At 40.3% G+C, this 17781-nt stretch carries 10 protein-coding genes; 7 read left to right on the top strand and 3 right to left on the bottom strand.

The window, feature by feature from the left end; all coding sequences use genetic code 11:
- Positions 1-324 precede the first annotated feature (324 nt).
- The 4 genes from VTAP4600_RS04955 to istB all read left to right on the top strand — a co-directional run bounded on the left by VTAP4600_RS04955 (position 325) and on the right by istB (position 4496).
- Positions 325-777 carry a hypothetical protein gene (locus VTAP4600_RS04955; protein WP_102521772.1) on the top strand — a complete coding sequence of 151 codons (453 nt, stop codon included), beginning with the start codon at positions 325-327 and terminating at the stop codon, positions 775-777.
- Between the two features lie 120 nt (positions 778-897).
- On the top strand, positions 898-1791 hold the full coding sequence (locus tag VTAP4600_RS04950) for a CBS domain-containing protein (protein WP_102521771.1): 894 nt from the start codon (positions 898-900) through the stop codon (positions 1789-1791).
- A gap of 422 nt (positions 1792-2213) precedes the next feature.
- Positions 2214-3746, top strand: coding sequence for an IS21 family transposase (gene istA, locus VTAP4600_RS04945; RefSeq protein WP_102521770.1), 1533 nt, complete (start codon positions 2214-2216; stop codon positions 3744-3746).
- A 9-nt stretch (positions 3747-3755) separates the two neighbouring features.
- Entirely contained in the window at positions 3756-4496 is a 741-nt protein-coding gene (gene istB, locus VTAP4600_RS04940; RefSeq protein WP_012397030.1) for an IS21-like element helper ATPase IstB, read from the top strand.
- A 146-nt stretch (positions 4497-4642) separates the two neighbouring features.
- On the opposite strand, the gene VTAP4600_RS04935 is transcribed toward istB, so the two are convergent.
- Both VTAP4600_RS04935 and VTAP4600_RS04930 read right to left on the bottom strand, forming a co-directional pair.
- On the bottom strand, positions 4643-5650 hold the full coding sequence (locus tag VTAP4600_RS04935; protein WP_102521769.1) for a hypothetical protein: 1008 nt from the start codon (positions 5648-5650) through the stop codon (positions 4643-4645).
- Positions 5647-8136 (bottom strand): hypothetical protein, encoded by a 2490-nt coding sequence (locus VTAP4600_RS04930; protein ID WP_197708659.1) that lies wholly within the window; start codon positions 8134-8136, stop codon positions 5647-5649. The genes VTAP4600_RS04935 and VTAP4600_RS04930 overlap by 4 nt, the downstream gene beginning before the upstream one ends.
- A 364-nt stretch (positions 8137-8500) precedes the next feature.
- Between VTAP4600_RS04930 and VTAP4600_RS04925 the strand changes: the two genes are divergently transcribed.
- Positions 8501-9379 (top strand): hypothetical protein, encoded by an 879-nt coding sequence (locus tag VTAP4600_RS04925; RefSeq protein WP_102521768.1) that lies wholly within the window; start codon positions 8501-8503, stop codon positions 9377-9379.
- Between the two features lie 234 nt (positions 9380-9613).
- Here the strand turns inward: VTAP4600_RS04925 and VTAP4600_RS04920 are convergent, their stop codons facing one another.
- Positions 9614-12490, bottom strand: coding sequence for a UvrD-helicase domain-containing protein (locus VTAP4600_RS04920; RefSeq protein WP_102521767.1), 2877 nt, complete (start codon positions 12488-12490; stop codon positions 9614-9616).
- Between the two features lie 1018 nt (positions 12491-13508).
- On the opposite strand from VTAP4600_RS04920, the gene VTAP4600_RS04905 reads away from it, so the two are divergent.
- Both VTAP4600_RS04905 and VTAP4600_RS04900 read left to right on the top strand, forming a co-directional pair.
- Entirely contained in the window at positions 13509-14027 is a 519-nt protein-coding gene (locus tag VTAP4600_RS04905; RefSeq protein ID WP_102521764.1) for a hypothetical protein, read from the top strand.
- A 569-nt stretch (positions 14028-14596) separates the two neighbouring features.
- A complete protein-coding gene (locus VTAP4600_RS04900; protein ID WP_102521763.1) occupies positions 14597-17605 on the top strand; it encodes a UvrD-helicase domain-containing protein in 3009 nt (1002 codons plus the stop codon).
- Positions 17606-17781: the final 176 nt, after the last annotated feature.

Raw genomic sequence — 17781 nt, 5'->3', positions numbered from 1 at the left:
GTTTTGAACCTCAGTTAAGTGAGACGCATAACACGGATTTGCCCCAAAATCATTCAGATTAAATACTCATTCATATCTTGTTAATGTTAATTTTCACAACAACAAGTTATGCGAATTTAGCTTACCTAGGAGTTATGCTCCTCTTAGCAAGCTAACTCCCTTGCCTTGTTGGCAAGGTATTGATTTGTGATTGAGTCAGTAAGTGAAAGACGGCATTATGTGAGAGTTAAAGGTGGCTGTTAGCCGTGCAGTTAGCGTTAGCAATGCTTTTTACTTAATCACAATCAGATAGATAGCTTGAAAATTATTTGCGAGAATATATCAATGTTAGATTCAATTTCCCCTTTTATTAGTGCGATTGCTGCTCTAGCTTCTGCATTTGCGGTGTTCAAAGCCAATGACATTGCAGAAACTGTCAAAAACTTTCACAAAAATAGTGTATTAAATCATCGCGAACTTGAATTGTTGGGCAAAGCGTTGGAAAAGTTAAGTATTTATGATATCTGGTGTAAAACTGGTGGCGCAGGAGAAAGCATCAACTATCACGACAGCAATGAAGTTGAGTACTCCTCGCGAGATGATGCAACACAGCAAATACCAAGAGACTTAAAATACCTTCTTATTCAACTTTATGCTCATAGTGAAGAATTAAATGCCAAGCTCGTTAAATGGGAAAGTGATTTTATCATAAAGGTTGGTGATGACTATAAGTTAAAGGATGAGCAGGTATCAGAGAAAATAAAAGCGCTAAGAGAAATCCGTTCAGGTGGAATGTAAAGCTAATAAGCCAATAAAGTAGGACTGCTAACAGCTTGCTCAGTTCCGCTTCGCTACACATTTTAGCAAGCTATTATAAGCCTCTTATTGGTGCGTTATACAACAATTAGGATTTATCACATGGGTTACCAACTTTGGATGTCTCCAGAAACTGGTTATCGACGTCAGGGGACTAGGTTTGAGTCCTTACATTGCATTTTCCTTGAAAATGCAAAGCTACTTTCATTGCTCGAACCAGTCCTTTGTTGCAAAGATACTGATAGTGCACTCAACGCAAAATATGCGCTCGAAACGAGAGATTTTGACGTGACATGTGTCGTTAATGATGAAGGTATTATTGTTGGGCAAATAGAAAGAAAAGCTCTAAATCAAGGCTTAGTCGCTGAATATGTAAAGGAAGTAGCAGAAGAGCAAAAAATAGATGAAAATACCTCCTTAGTTCGTCTACTCCAGATTTTGGAGACAACTGAATTTAAGTATGTAACTCGAGATGATCAAATAGTGGGTATTGTTACACGTTCAGATCTGAATAAACCAATTCCAAGGACATATCTATTTGGGGTGGTTTCTTTAGTTGAGTTACATATAAATTTTTGGATTAATTACTACTATCCCCATGACACCTGGCTTCAAGTTTTAAAAGAAGATAGGCAAACTAAAGTACAAGAAATTATTAAACTTCGTCGAGGGAGTAGTGATTACCTTGCTGTGGTTGAATGTGCTCAGCTTTGTGATAAGAAAGAAATTCTTAGAAACACTCCCGAGTTCTTAGCTAGGTTTGGTTTTAGTAAAACAAACTTTAAAACTTTTTTGGAAAAACTTGAAGTTGTTCGTAACGAAATAGCACATAGTCAATCATCCATAATCGGTCGATTAAGTTGGGAACATATTACTCACACTGTCTCAAAGGCTGAAGAGTTCGTTGGTCATTCGGATGACGTAATTGAGGCTGAAGGCAAAGAGAAAGCTAAAGACTTTGATTCGACAGTTTTGGCTCCTGTAACTGTTGTATAAAAAGCATTTAAGGTTTCAAGTTACTTTTTCTAACCCAAGATTAGCACGTTAAGATCCATGCTCTAACGCGTTTTTTGTCCAACTCCTTTCTGACGGGGGTAGATTATCGTGACGCAGATCTGCCCCTTTTCGTTTTACCTTTGGTAGTAACGTCAGGTACTCTAGGGCAGTAATACCTTAGATTTTTTCTAATTGCGTATTTCGGAGCATTGCGATCACCTATTTCGGCATTATCCGATCACCTGTTTCGGTTTAAACCGATCGCTCATTCCGCAATAATCCGATCACTTTAGCCCAAACTCCGAAATGGGCGATCGGAATAGCGAAATCACTGATCGGATACTCCGAAACCCTCCCTTTTTCTCTTTTAAATCAACCAGTCGCTATCCTTGTTAGTAGTCGTATACAACTAGGAAGTGATGATGCCAAAAAAGAGAACACCAATGACAAAAATCAAAGAGGTTTTACGCCTTAAATTCGAGTGCGGATTGTCACACAGAAATATCGCTTCCTGTCTGAAAATTGGTTGTGCGACCGTATCTGAAATCATCAGTCGTTTTAATCAAAGCCAAATAGGTTGGCCGCTCCCTGATAGTTGTTCAGATACAGAGTTAACCAATGCGCTTTATCACCCAAAAGGAGCGAATAAAGCCAAAGCGATGCCAAACTTCGCTAACTGTTGTACGGAACTAAAAAGAAAAGGCATGACGAAACTGCTGTTGTGGGAAGAATATTACGAGCAATATCAGGAGCGAGCCTACGCTTATACTCAGTTCTGTGAACATTACATGCGTTGGTTAAAGAAGCAGAAGCGTAGCATGCGACAGACCCACATCGCAGGTGACAAGCTGTTCATTGATTACTGTGGCCCAACGATCCCAGTCGTTAACCCTGACACGGGAGAGATCCGTCATGCCCAGGTTTTTGTTGCCACTCTTGGTGCATCCAATTATACCTACGTGGAAGCAAGTGAGAGTCAAAAACTAGAACACTGGCTGGAAGCCCATGCCAATGCCTTCGAACACTTCGGCGGGGTTCCAAGGTTGTTAGTCCCTGATAACCTGCGTTCGGCTGTCACTAAACATGACCGCTATGAACCTCAGCTCAACGATAGTTACCAGAAACTATCTAACCATTACCAGACGGCTGTCATGCCTGCTCGACCATACAAACCTAAAGACAAAGCAAAAGCTGAAAATGCAGTGCTCATTGTTGAGCGTTGGATAATGATGCGACTACGACACAATACCTTCCACACGTTCAAAGAGTTAAACCTAGCCATCCGTGAGCTAATGAATGATTTGAACCAAAGGGAAATGAAACAGCTAGGAGCCAGCCGTCAGGCACTGTTCGAGCAGTTAGATAAACCAGCATTGAGACCACTTCCAATCCAACGCTACATCTATACCGAAACTAAGCGGGCGAAAGTTGGGCCTGACTACCACATAGAGTACAGAAAACATTACTACTCTGTGCCTCACCAGTTAGTGGGACAACATGTTGAACTTGAAGCCACTTCCCGCTTGATACGCATTTATTATCAAGGAAACCTAGTCTCACAACATCCATGTAGCCCAAAAGAACGAGGGATAAGCACTTACCCCGAACACATGCCCAGCAACCATCGGTATCAGAAATGGTCTCCTGAACGATTATTGCGCTGGGGAGAACATATTGGCGCTGCAACTCGTGAAATGGTGAATGTTCAATTGATGAAAAAGGCACACCCTGAACAAGCTTATCGTAGCTGTCTTGGCTTATTGAACCTGAGTAAAAAATACGGTGATGTTCGTCTAGAGCAAGCCTGTAAGGATGCGCTTCTAATCAATAAACCCTATCTTAAGTTCGTCAAAAACTTGTTAGTAAACCATCGGGAAGGCCAACTCTCATCAGAAACTCAAACCACACCCAACATAGAGCACAGCAATGTTCGTGGCCCTGACTTTTACCACTAGGAGTACGTAATGAACCAGATAAATGAACAACTAAAAGCACTTCGCCTTGGTCATGCAGCACAAGCTTTAGAGCAGCAACGTGAGCAGCTATCCACTTACGCAGAGCTAGCGTTCGAAGAAAGGTTAAGCTTACTTCTAGAGAGTGAGTTGCTTAACCGAAACCAAACTAAGATCCAAAGGCTCAAGCGACAAGCCAAGCTCAGAGTAGATGCGCAGGCAAGCCAAATTATTTACAAAGAAGGGCGAGGTCTAATGCGGAGTCAGATGAGTGAACTTCTGACAGGAATCTATCTGCACAAACATCAAAATATCTTGATCACTGGCCCTACAGGAGCAGGAAAAACCTATATCGCTTGCGCTTTATCGGCTCAGGCTTGCGAGCAGCAACATAGCGTTCGATATTACCGTTTGAGTCGCTTACTGGATGATCTAAGTTCAGGCCGTCTTGACGGCACATATCAAAAACAGCTACTGGCACTATCGAAAAAAGGCTTACTCGTCCTAGATGACTGGGGAATGGAAAAGCTCACTCAGGATCATGCAGGTCATTTACTGGAGTTACTTGAAGACAGATATCAGGTCAGCAGCACGATGATGATAAGCCAACTTCCTGTAAAAGAATGGTACAACATGATAGGTAACGCCACGGTTGCTGATGCTGTTTTAGACCGATTAATCCATAACAGCCACCGATTAGAACTAGGAGGGGAATCAATGAGAAAACTGGCGCAATCCGATCAGTTAGAGTAAAACTAGAGGTAGAGAAAAACGGCAGGGTCAGGTGATCGGATTAAACCGAAACGCCCGATCGGAATCGCCGAAATACGCACTAATCTGGCTGTATCTACATTTCACATACCTTGCGATACATCCAGACTACTCAATTTATAAACGTTTCATTTAGCAGTCCTTTCACGTTCGTAACAAAAGTCAATGATGTCGGTGAAGCTAACTTTTTCTTGTGAAAACTGCTCTTTCAATTTGTCCAGTTCACCGACATTAGGCAAAACATTAGTAGGGGAAATTACAATCTCAAACTCCGTATTATACTGTTGCCCAATTCTTGTAAGCTCTTTTCCTAATTGAAAAAGTATGTTGTCGCGCAGTATCAATTGGTTTCGTTTAAATCGGAGCAGGCGATAGCAATCGAAAAAATCTGAGCACTTTGAATAATCTTGTTTTCTGCCAGTCCAACCTGTATTTCTTGTAGCTCGATACAGTGCCTTGTCTTGCGTATCTACCCAGTAGCGAAAGTCAAAGTCACTTTGTGGTAAAGGGTTCTCATATGTGGCTTTGGGGTAAAATGCTGTGTTGTCATGTTTGTGTTTGTCTAGAGCAGTCAATACCCTATTTTGTTCTAACAAAAGTTGCTTAGTGGTACGGGCAAGATCAAGTCGAATAAGTTTACTTGTCTCTAAAATTCGCAGCTCTGTTGGTAATAATTCTGCATCGCTAGCCCAGCGCTCCTTTTGTCGTTTTGGCACAAGCTGGATACATATATTCAGGAGTTGGAATAGATTACCTGAACTTAAAGGCACTATATGTAGCTCTTCTTTCTCTGTATCTTCGTGAAGAAAATAGTATGCGGTTTTCAAACCCACTAAAGTTTGAGCTATTTCTTCCACCCAATCGCGTATATTGTCATCTAAACAATGACGCCTGTGCCTCCCTTTTACATTCCCAAGCAATTTTTCAGCTAGTGCTTCGTCATTAGAATCCAGACTGAAAAGAGTCTCATTCCTTCGATTGAACGACCTGAAAATATTAGAAAAATCTTCATTAAACATTCTTTGATAGAAGCCTTCTCGTTCTCTTGTAGGGCGAATGAAAATTCTTTCTAAGAACCCCATATTCTCTGTATCTAAGTGATAATGGTATACAGGTTGTCCTTTTACGAACTTCATAAGTACCCCTCTTCACTGTCTTCAGTAGCTTCTAAAGAACGTTTAAGTGAGGAAATATCATGGCCTATCTCGAAGTCAACAGAGCCAAGTTGTGGAAGGATATGTAGGGCGATAAATAAATGAGAAGCATCCGAAAATGAGTTGCGAAGAAACGCTCTGATGACTTTATTTTTGTGGGGTTTTCCTCTACCCATACCCATTTGATCCCCATATCCGTCCTGCCTTGTACGATGCTCAAAAGCTGATTTCCAGTTGAACCGAATCATATCTCTTGGTGATGGACTGAAACTAAACGAACGTGGGTTTGAAAGGCGTACCATCCTCTCCAAATACGGTTTCTTTGTTGGAACTCTACTAACCCATGTATCGAACTCATCAAGTGCCATTTCAGACAATCTAGAGTTGTCGTAGTAAGCTCCATATAAAATAGCAAACCCCAATACTGACATTATATCGTTCAATACAGTTGAAATGAGATGTAATCGAAACTCATCATTTATATCGAGTTCGGGATCTAAGAATTTAGAATCTGAAGCCTGAAATGCTAGTAACATGAACATTGGAATAGATTTACTTAGCTTCTCTTCATCATTCTGACCAAGTGCGTCAATACAAGCCTCAGCAAGTTCAAAGTATATGTGCCCGAAATGATCTGGCAGTTCATCATTCTGTTCTTGTCTAAAGATATGCCCTACAATGCTAGCTTCACCAAGCATCGCTATTGCTTCATCTCTTGAAGTGGCATGTTGCCTTCTCATATCAGTAAAATTAATGTCTGGAAATAAATACTGTTTTTCTGAGTAATGTTCAAATTCCTTGTACCTGTTAACTAGCTGAGATATTTCATCAAACCATCTAGGTAATTTCCAATAATTGTGAAGATTTGCCAAAATAACTTGAGTAGCAGCTTCCTTCATCTGCATTTCTGTTAGTTTTTTTACAAAGTTAGGGATCGTAAATGCGTAATAATCGCTGACGTCTTGAAGCACCTTGGCATAATGATTTAACAGCTTTTGAATGGCTAGTTGTTGGACATATCTAGGCTTTGACAATCGCTGTCCTTCAATACTTCGTTCAAAGTTAATACGTTTCACCACAACGTCTAATTCTACTTGCAGAAACGAAGGAAGAGATTTAAGAGATTTACTCGTCCATATATCAGCATCAAAGAAGTGCTTTAGTTCTTCTTCAAATGTAATCATACGTCTCATTGTTTCAAGACAAAGGTTGCTTCCAAACGCAGCCCATGCATCAGCTATCCCGATCAATAGAACTAGTTCATCATGTTCTTTCTCAACTTTTTCTGAGGAAGCAAAAGCAGCCTCTATAACCGCCTGCATTCTTTGAATCTCTTGCATACCTATTGTGAACTGAAATTGCTCTGAATACGTTGATATTCGAGATGACATTTGACTCAGGAGGTTCAGCCCTAACTTAAAATCCTCAGTCTCAAATGCTAGTTCTACATGCTTAGCTAATCTGTCAATAATCTCATTCTCTAACCATTGATAATCTGCTTCATCTTCTGCTGCTAATTGACTACTTGTGTGTAAAGCTGTGTGGGTGACACTATCTCCAGCAAAGAACCATTGTTTATGCTTTTTTCGTCTTGGGAACCAATAGCTTTGATGAGCGATTCGATGTTTGTTATATAGGTAGTGTTGTAATAGCACTGAATAATCATAGCTAAGCGCAGGCAAGTTATCATTGAGCCTTTTTGTTTCACCTTTCATCTGGTCGTCGATATAGCATAACTGTTTAAATGCTAAACGAGCTTCTTTCGAGTGATGATTAGAAAGAGAAACTGAATTATTAGATTTGGCCGCATTCTCTATATGGTGAGCGACTCTAGGTAGTACTTCACTGCTAGCCAACTGATTGAGATTGAAGAAGTTGAATAAACGTTGACCTAATGGGAATAGAGCAAGTGAGCTTATAGCTGTTAAAAATGTTCCTACGGTATAGACTGAAACTCCGAGAGCAATGCTGTAGGATTCTAGTGTAGTGGCGGTAAGACAAAAAATGGCTGAGAAGACTAAAACGCGTGAGTACACATTACCAACTTGCTCTGTTGTGAGAAGCTGTATAATGTCACGCCGAAGTTTGGTGTAGCCCGTGCTTAATATAATACCTATCGATGCAAAGTATATTGAAAATATAGTGGTTAACAGTTGTGCATACAGTCTGAGCTGGTCGATATTAAATTTTATTTGATCTTTACTAAGTGGTTCCAGAAAAGTTGTGTTTGTTCGAATATAACTCTCGATCAAGACTAGAAAAGCCAAAGTGAGAATCACTCCGCTTAGGCTCTTTAAACCAACAGTCGTTATAGAGCCTAAGATTTGAGTGCTGCTCTTCGCTTTAGTAAAAGATGTTCGTTGATTGTATAAAGTACGTTCTAGAAGAAAGTCCATCCTTGCATGCTTAGCTTTAGATTTCCAAAACCACGATTTTGAAGTCAGCCAGATTTTTATCAACTCAACCACGATACACACCTTATCAAAGACTTACGACGCTAGTCGTGTATCATAACACCTGAAACTTCTGTGTATCAATTATTCATAAAAGACATACTTCAATTCAAACTTAACGTTGCTTTACTTACAAGATGTGGTAAATCTGATAATTCCCCATACTCCAAGTAATCCGACTTTTACTAATTTGAGTAACTATTCTAAGAAACTTTTGTCCAGAGGTGTGCTGAAGCCGATCACGTCAAGCACACCTTTGCCCCTTTCCTACTTAGAGTTGTTGCTCTTCACTAAACAAGCACGATCATATTGACCAATATTTTCTAATGTAAGGTGGTGATATATTATTGGTTTTATTTAGATTCTTGGGTAGCGTTTTATGAAAAGGAAAGAACAGTTAAAAGTGCTAGCAGCTAATTGCGGTACTACGTCACAATGCCCTTACTGTAACAACGAGCTAGAGAAAGTACCTAAACGTAAAGCAAAGTGTAAATCTTGTAAGAAGCCCATTTACCCAAGAAAAGAGCCATTGTCTGGTGATCAACGCCTCTATCGTGAGGGCGATTTGTTTCTGTTGGAAGAACTGAAAGCGCTAGCAGATGGATGGTGGCATGACTGGTATGAAGCTAATAAGGGCGTATTAAATGCACGTAAAAATTTAGCACAAGAATGGAATGTTGATGAAGTCAATGTGTCAATTGCAGATGCTAGATGGAGAGAGTCTCATACTAACCTAGCTGAAGCGACCGAAAAGCAAGATTGGGATCTAGTCTATTCGGCCTATGAGTCTATGCTGAGGCAAGTACAAAGAGAAAAAAGCCAAGATAAAACACCTTTGGAAGAGTTGGTAGCTGGGCTTTTGGTCACTGGCTATGGGCGTGAGCGATCTATTAACGGTTACTTATTGGAGCATAGAATCGGCAGACCGCAATACATGTTGATTGACCAGCTAACTACTGAGCCAAGCGAAGTTTATGAATTGGTTAAAGGCACCAATACAGCAAATACCTATTGTACATTGTTGAATGTGTCATTAGATACGGTGATTAACCGTTACAAAGATGAACTCAAAGAAGATGATGAGATAAGAGTTAGCTTAGAACAAAAAGGAACCCCTTCAAGTACTACAAACATCGCATCCACTTTAAATGTTGTGGGGACGCCACCTAAGGAGTCCAAGAAAAACAATGCCGCCTCAAAGCTACCAATATTGCTTCTCATACTGGTAGTAGTAATCGTGATTTTTATGAACACATAATTGCCCCATTGTGTGTTTCAACAATTAGATAGATGGTCAAATTCAACAACCTTTTACTTGTGTTCTCTTACGTTTTTTCGAACACACCGTTTGGCCCAAAACGATGACCATCGAGCGGTTGACTTGCCCCTCATAAGAGGCAGGTCACAGGTTCGAATCCTGTTGGGAGCGTCATATTAAAACGGCTAGAAAGCTAGTGGCTGATAGCCCTTTGTTGTTTCTGGGTTTCGCTATCTAATCGACGTTAATTTTGTTCGAACAATTATTCTCAACGTTTCTACGATAAGTAGAACACCCCCAAAACTCACCATACTTACCACGCCTCAATTTCATCTCATTACCACAATTCAAACACATTGGGCGCTCATGTTCACAACTGGAGTTAATGCAAACTTGATAATCATCTTTAGTTTCACGACTCATGGCACTACCGCACTTATCACAAGGCGTTTCCTTGTGCTTACAACGTGGGTAAAGTGTACAAGACATAAACTTACCATATTGGCCAACTCGTGGCTTGAGAACGCCAACTTTACAAGAGTGACAAACCATTTTGTCCGCATTCAGTTGCGTTAAGGAAGTATCAAACTCATTAGTCTCTACTGGATAGTTTCCTTTAATCAGCTCTGTAACAAAGTCACTTGCATCGGTCATGTCCGCGATTAAGTATGCTCTGTGTTTCGCACGGGTTAGCGCCACATAGAATAATCGCCGCTCTTCTGCGTGTTCAAACGTATCTCCTTGCGGTAATAACGCATTAATAAGCGTAGGGGTTTGTTTCTCCGAGGGGAAACCATGTTTGCCTGTTGTCAGTCCCATAACCACAACATAGTCCGCTTCTTTACCTTTAGAAGCGTGGAACGACTGGTTCTCAATGTCTAACATATGGTAACGCTGTCTTAACCACTGTAGGTAATTAGCATCTGGCATTTGGTACCAAAACCTTGCTAGTAAATAGACTTTGTTTTTATGTGGCGAGTTGGATTGGTGTACGTGGTTTGCAATCGATGTTAACGCTTTATCTAATGCCGTTATCCCTTGTTCCTCGGTTCCCTGTCGAATGACGCTTACCGCTGGTTTGCTAACCTGAACTAAAGACTTAATCTCTTTTTTAAGCTGAACGGGGTTTTGAGTAACAAAACGCGTTGCCACATCTCCGATAGCGCTATTAAACCTGAAGGTCATATCAAGCGTCGTTTTAGACGCTGCACCGAAGTACTTTTCAAAGTCTGTCGTTAAGCGAACATCAGCACCACTAAAGCGATAGATTGCCTGCCAATCATCACCCACACAGAATAACGAAGAGTTTTCTTTATTGTCTCGAAGTGCCTTTACAAGCCTTGCCCTAGGCTCTGAGATATCTTGAAACTCGTCAACGAGTATGTAACTCCAAGGCGACTCGAATTGACCTGTTTCGACATACGACAAGGCTTTTGAAATCATATCGTTAAAATCAATCACGTTCTCTTCTGAAAGGTAATCTTGGTAGCGCTGGTACAATGGCATCAACAATTCCAAAGCCTTAGCTGTTTGCTTGGGGTCTAGAGAGTTTTTTATTATTTTTTGAATACCAATTTCATCAAGACAAGCAGCTTTATACAGATCAACTAACGAACCTAAAAGGCGAGCCAGTTCTGTGACTAGGCCTGTTTTCTCTAAACTTTCGAACAACTCATTATCGGGCAGTGGATTTGTATTCACTTGGCGAGTGATTAGCTCTCGCTCCAAAATTTCTAACATCGAGCGATTTCGGTGTTGATGGTAATACAGTTCAACATACCCTGTTCCATACTTGGAATGCGTTTCTCTCTTCCACTTAATGCCTTGTTGGTATCTCTCTTTATCGATATATGGTGGAGGGTTTCCGTTTTCATCCGTACCGTAATACTCAATATAAATATCATAATCTGGAAGATAGAAGTCGGGTTCGTACTGTCGGTATTGCTCCGTAGCTACATCGATTCGATACTTAGCTTCGTATTGATAATTGATGCCTTTTCTATAAAGCCAGTTGGCAATCACCATTTCACCAAAGCTTTTAACCTTCTCGCCTTTCAGCGTGCGGATATCGTTATCATTGAGATACTTTAAGTGTTCGCCTTGGGTTTTGAACTCAAATGGATCTTTATCTACGAAATAATACGCACTGAAATAATCTAGTAACGCTTTCTTATAGCTAACATTTTGCATCAGAGAGGCAATAGCCTCATTCATCCACTTCACTTTTGCGCGTACGTCACTCTCCAAGGGCGATAAACTTGGCGCCTTGCCTTCAACTTGTGAAATTATCTTCACGCCCAGACTATGAAAGGTACTCGCTTTTACATCTTCAAATCCTAGTTTTTCCCTGATGCGCTCATCCATCTCTTCCGCAGCTATTCGACCATACGCCAGCATCAAAATGTCGTTTGGTTGCGCTTGCCCGCTTTTCACTAGGTAGCCAGTTTTACCAACCATTACACTAGTTTTACCTGTACCAGCTCCAGCTAAAAGAAGGTTATTATCATTGTCGGTGATGCAAGCAACTCTTTGCTTAGTGGTGAGCGGGTTAGATTCCACGCTGTTAAAAAATGAATCAAAAGCGTTAAGCTCGCGCTCCACATACTCACTTCTAATACGCTCAACATCCGCCGTTTTCCAATTAGCAATGCGACTTACCTGGGCTGCTGTATTTTTTGCGGAGTCGGATAGACCCGAAGCTTTGTTCCAACCTCGCCACCGCTTGTGTTCTGTTTTGGCAAAGCTCTGTATGTTCTGTATGGATGAGTCGCGAAGAAATCTGGATTGGCATTGATTCTCCACTGAATCTAAGAACCTAACCAAATGCTTTGCATTTTGATTAGCCCAGTGAGGAAAAAAATTGTGTGGGTATTTAAAAGGGAGTAGATAGCTTAACATAGAGAAGCTGTGTTGCTTACCGCCAACACTAAAGCTTAAGCAACCGCCAGCGATTGTAGCTTTCAAACTTGGGGCGCTATCCAAATCCTCCCATTTGAAGAAACTCACCTCTCCGTCTGAATCAGCTTGTATACCTGCATCACTGATCTCAACGACAAGCTGATTCTTGAAAATTCGACCGAAAAAGTTTGTGGTAAGTGTCCACTGCGTCATTATACGCTACCGCCTAAAGTGTGGTTGCCTCGTAAAGAGGCATAGTCTAACTTATCGGCAGAGTACTAGTACTTGAGTGTCATCAATTTTTACAGTTAATCGATTCAGAACACAAAGACAACAGCATAGAACTGTAGTGGTTCATAAAAATTGGCTAATGAGATAGGGTTTGGCCATATTCTCATGCAAATGGGTTTAGTGTTGTTTCGATTCGTAACGCGACATTGCCCCAATGTTTGTTTCGCCAAAAAGCCTACGCTCTCGGTCGGGTGGGTTTTGACCAAATATAATTAATCTGATATCCGAAACTCACAAAGTACGAGAAATGGCTGTCATAGCGCCATTCTTAGCTCAAATGAACTCACTGATTTTTGCCATGTAAATCACTTTGAGATCGTCATAAACTTTCAAGGCGGTATGGAAGTATATTGCCTTAATCAAGTGTCTAAAACCTTCGCTAAGAGCATTTGAGGGCTTCTGAGGCTTATTTCTGATAGTAAACTTTGCTATTTTCCATAATAGGAATAATGAACACCACATTTTGAAATGTTTAACCTCATTTTTAAGCGATATTTTTGCGAACCTAGACTTAACAAAACTGGCTGACCCGCGGGGAGCTTAGGTACTGCGTTACGGAGTCACGCATTTGAATTAAAATAAATGATAGAACCCACGATTTTAAAAACCTTAATGGAGTAAAAAGTGATTGGTAATTTTATGCCTTATATAAAATGGGTATCATCGATTAAGAATGCATTTATCATGGTGCTTTCTTTTTTCTCTTCTTATTCGCTTTTGGGGGACATAGATGCTGAATGGAGTTCATTCGAAATACCAAATGTAGAGAATTTTTTGTTATACCTTTTATTCTTTTATGCCTTTTATTCTTTGATCGTAAATGGGTCGATTTGGCTAGTGGGTAAAGTGAATTTGTGGTGTAAAGCATTGAAATTAAAAAAGAAAAATCAAATCTTCGATCCCTCATTTAGATAATGTAGAACTTTCGTTATTAACAAAAATGCTAACTGAAACCGTGTCTTTAAAAAGGAAAAAAAAACCTGCTGACCACCTCGAAAAAGTAGGTTTAATTAGAGAAATAGGACATAAAAATGCTTCTGAAAGTGTATACGAATTGTCCCCCGCAGCTCGGGAATCTCTGATGAATTATCTAGAAGGAAAGCGTGAAAAGACATTGACTAGATTTTCTTGTGATCTAAAAGACGAAGGCAAAGAATTCTTACGGATATTCTTCGACGAAGTAATCCCTTTTGGAGTACCAGAGAAAGAAGATAGAATGCCATCTAATGTATTTGAGATGGGAAAAAAAATGGTAAGTCTAGAGCTTGTTAAAAAAGAAGGCTATACGTTTACCTTACCCGAAGATACGAAACAAAGACTGATTGAAGATAAACACTTTGAAGAGTGCTATAGAAACCTTGCGGAACTGGATGCTAGTTACATTGAAGCTTCTTTCTCAAATCCAGGGGTTGTAGTAAAAACCACTGTATCGAGTTGTGCCTTAGCCGATTTACCATAACGGCACTTAAACCAATACTTTCGCTAGTGCGATGCTACTCATTGCACTAGCTCTTCACAAGAAATTTGCCATACCTGTAGTTATAGATGATTTTCTAATTTAGCAAAAGCTCTGGCAAGGTTTTGTCCAGAGGTGTGCTGACAGAACATGAAACTCGAAATGCGCGTGTATGGCATTTTTACTATGTACTACTTTTCTAGAGCATTGATACGTGCAGCTTTCAAGACATTTTAGCTTGGTGCTTAGCCGACCCATCCTCATATTGTAAATGAAAACAGTACAAGATTTTTAAAGCTAAACGCTCTGAGAGCAGAACAGTTTGAATTCTATGTACTTCTTGTCGATATATATTGAGCAAAAGTACTAACTTGATACTTTATTGCATTTGATATTGCTTGCTATGCAAGCACTTAGTTCCTGCAAAAAAACATCTCAATCTCCTTAATATTCTGATTTTAAATGAACACTTACTGATTTGTTCTGTGCTGTTGGCTAGAATATAAACAATCATATGTTCTGGCTTACTAGCGGCGATGCAGAACTGGTAATCCAATTATTGAAGTAGTCTGATGCATTTAAGTACACATCCAGCGGTAAACTTGTGGAATAAGCTATGGAAAAAGAACCAGTCTGCCGTTCTATCCCCAATTAGCATAAGGCTAGAAAATTCCTCTCAAACTTTAGAACTTCCGCTAGATTCTCTAGTAAATATTTCCATTGAAAAGGGTTTGTTTTTTTATCGTTTGGTCGTTGAAACTGAAGACAACAGTGTTGTTGTTTTGAAAGGTTATCGTCAATCAGATCTAATGGACTTTACTCAAAAGACGATTGATTCTTTGTTGCTTCTCATTGCGAGTAGTGATCGATGGCTAGTATATCAAGACTCCTTAGCAAAGCTTTACGCCAGAAGTTGTTATTTGTCTTCTTATGAATGGATACCGATAGCACTAGTTTATCAACTCGTGTGTAAGTTGCAGAATTTGGGCATATCGCCAGATCAATTAACCAATCCTTTGCACAGAAGTGTCTATGAAGAGGCTCAATCACTTTCTTCGGAAAGTGTAACTGAATTAGGAAGAAATCTGCACAATGAACAAGTTACGCCGTTATTAGTCTCAAAATATAAACGCTTCTTTGATGAGGTAGAGAAAAAACCATTAACAGACAAGCAAAGAATTGCTTGTGTAACTAATGATGATCACAACCTTGTAATTGCGGGCGCTGGAACGGGAAAGACGGCAACGTTAGTGGGTAAAGCTGGCTATCTCATTCAAGCGAAAATAGCTAAGGCTGAGAACATACTAATGTTGGCCTTTGGTAACAAAGCAGCGGCTGAGATGAACGAACGTATAAAAGATCGTATTCCAGCTAATGCAGATCACCTAAGGGCGAGTACATTTCACGCTCTAGGTAATGACATCCTAGCAAGACACCATGGATTTAAACGTTCGATTACATCTTTTACGGAGCAACCACATCAGTTCACGAAGTTTATTGACGAGACACTCAGTGATTTGGCTGAGCAAGACCCGCTATTTAAATCTGCTTTGGTCAATTATTTTTCAATCCTGAGCACACCAGGGAAATCCGATCTAGATTTTGATTCTATTGAGGAATACAACGAATTTCTGTCAAGTTGCCGTTTGATTACGTTGAACAATGAATGGGTAAAAAGTGTAGGGGAGCTGAGGGTTGCTAACTATTTGGCATTGAGTGGCATCAAGTACGAGTACGAGTACGAGTACGAAGCCGATTACAAATTTAACACCAGAAGCGTCGATCGACGCCAATATCAACCTGATTTCTATCTGCCTGATGTCGATCTCTACATTGAATACCTTGGGTTGGATGAGAATAACAATACAGCGGCCTATATCGATAGAGATGAGTACTTAGCAAGCTTAGAATGGAAACGCGAGCTACATGAGTCGAAAGGCACTCGTATGCTTGAATTGTACACATATCAACTCCAAAAAGGTCAATTGCAATCATCTTTAGAAGCTGCATTAAACGAGTATGAAGTGCTCACCCAGCCTGTAGAAGTCGATGCATTGTTCAAGCAGCTTAAGGAACAAAACGAAAGTCAATGGCAAGGATTTATTGACCTACTACAACGTTTCTTGGGCTTGTATAAAGAAGGGCAGTTTGATTCAAATACAGTGCGTAATGAATACCGTGGTGGTGGCTATGACATTGAGAGAACGGAAGCTTTCTTGCGGATTTTTGAGCCTATTTTAACGGTGTACCAGGAGCACTTAGCTAATACAGAGTGTATTGACTTTAGTGACATGATTTCTGAAGCGACTGATATTATAGAGAAAGGTCGTTTTCATCATTCGTATACTCATGTTTTGGTTGATGAGTTTCAAGATATCTCTGGTGGCCGTTATAAGTTACTCAAAGCGCTATTGGCTTCAAAGCCAAACATTCGTTTATTCGCTGTAGGTGATGACTGGCAATCCATTTACCGTTTCAACGGTGCCGATTTAGCGTTATTTACTGAATTTTCCGCCGTGTTTCATCCTGCCACAGCCGTTACTTTGGACAAGACGTTTCGTTTTAATGACAAAATTCATGAAGTAAGTAGTCGTTTTGTAATGACAAACCCAGCTCAAATCCAAAAAGAGATTTCCACTCACGCTATATTAGATGCACCTGCTGTTAGGTTGGTCGATGTAAAGAAAGATATGGAAAATCTTAAGTCGATTAGCAGTGTGAAGGAAAGAAAAAACCGAGCATATGTGGTTTCTTTACAACGTGCTTTAGCTACGTTAAATCGCTCCGCTGATAGAAAGGGCGAAGTCGCTTCTGTTCTCATAATTGGACATTTTCGCCAAGAGAATACTTCGCAGTTGAAAGGCATTAATTTAGAGAAATTTTTGTATACAAATTTGGACATTAACTTTGTTACGGCCCATGCGAGTAAGGGGCTAGAGGCTGACTATGTGATTTTATTCGGCGTTGATACTGGTGTGTTTCCTTCGACGAGGGAAAATGACGAGCTGATCGATCTAGTTTTACCCAACAAAGAGAGCTTTATCCATGGTGAGGAGAGGCGACTTTTTTACGTAGCGTTAACTCGAGCGAAGCACTTTGTCTATGTATTATTCGATGGCGATAAAAGCAGCCCATTTTTGTCCGAAATGGCAAAGTTTGGCTTGCAGTTTGTAGATAATAAATTAGCACCACAACTCGCCAAGTGGAACTGTAGTCAGTGTAAGACGGGCGAACTTCGCCCGTTAACTACCAGGTACAATAAAACTTTGTATAAATGCTCACACTCACCAGCCTGTGATACGTTGGTCAATAGTTGCAAGCATTGCAACTCTCCTTTGGAAACTCATGCCGAAGGGTTTAGACGTTGTCGAGGTTGTGGTGAAATGGAGATAGGGTGCTTACGTTGTGGCATAGGTACGATGGTTGCACGCTGTGAGAATGATCCTAATCGAGAGACGTTTTATGGCTGTAATCGCTTTAGGAGAGGGGCTGATGACTCATGCGGGGAAAACATTAAGATTGGGGCTTATGAAGAAAGGATGAATCGGGCAAGAAGACATGTTGACGTAGTACAACGTTAAGCTCTAAATGAGTTGCTATTGGTCTATCATTATCAAATTTCTTTAAAATCATAGTTATAGGTGTTAGTTTCGTACAAGCGCGTTCTGCGAGCTAGTTGCCATTAAGGTTTTCTCTCTAAGTATCAGCTGTCGTAATGTATCACTGTAAAGCACCAAAGAAGGTTTCAGCGTTGAAT

Origin of the sequence: Vibrio tapetis subsp. tapetis, from assembly GCF_900233005.1 — a bacterium.
Classification (GTDB): domain Bacteria; phylum Pseudomonadota; class Gammaproteobacteria; order Enterobacterales; family Vibrionaceae; genus Vibrio; species Vibrio tapetis.
This window is presented reverse-complemented; position numbering and strand designations above follow the sequence as displayed.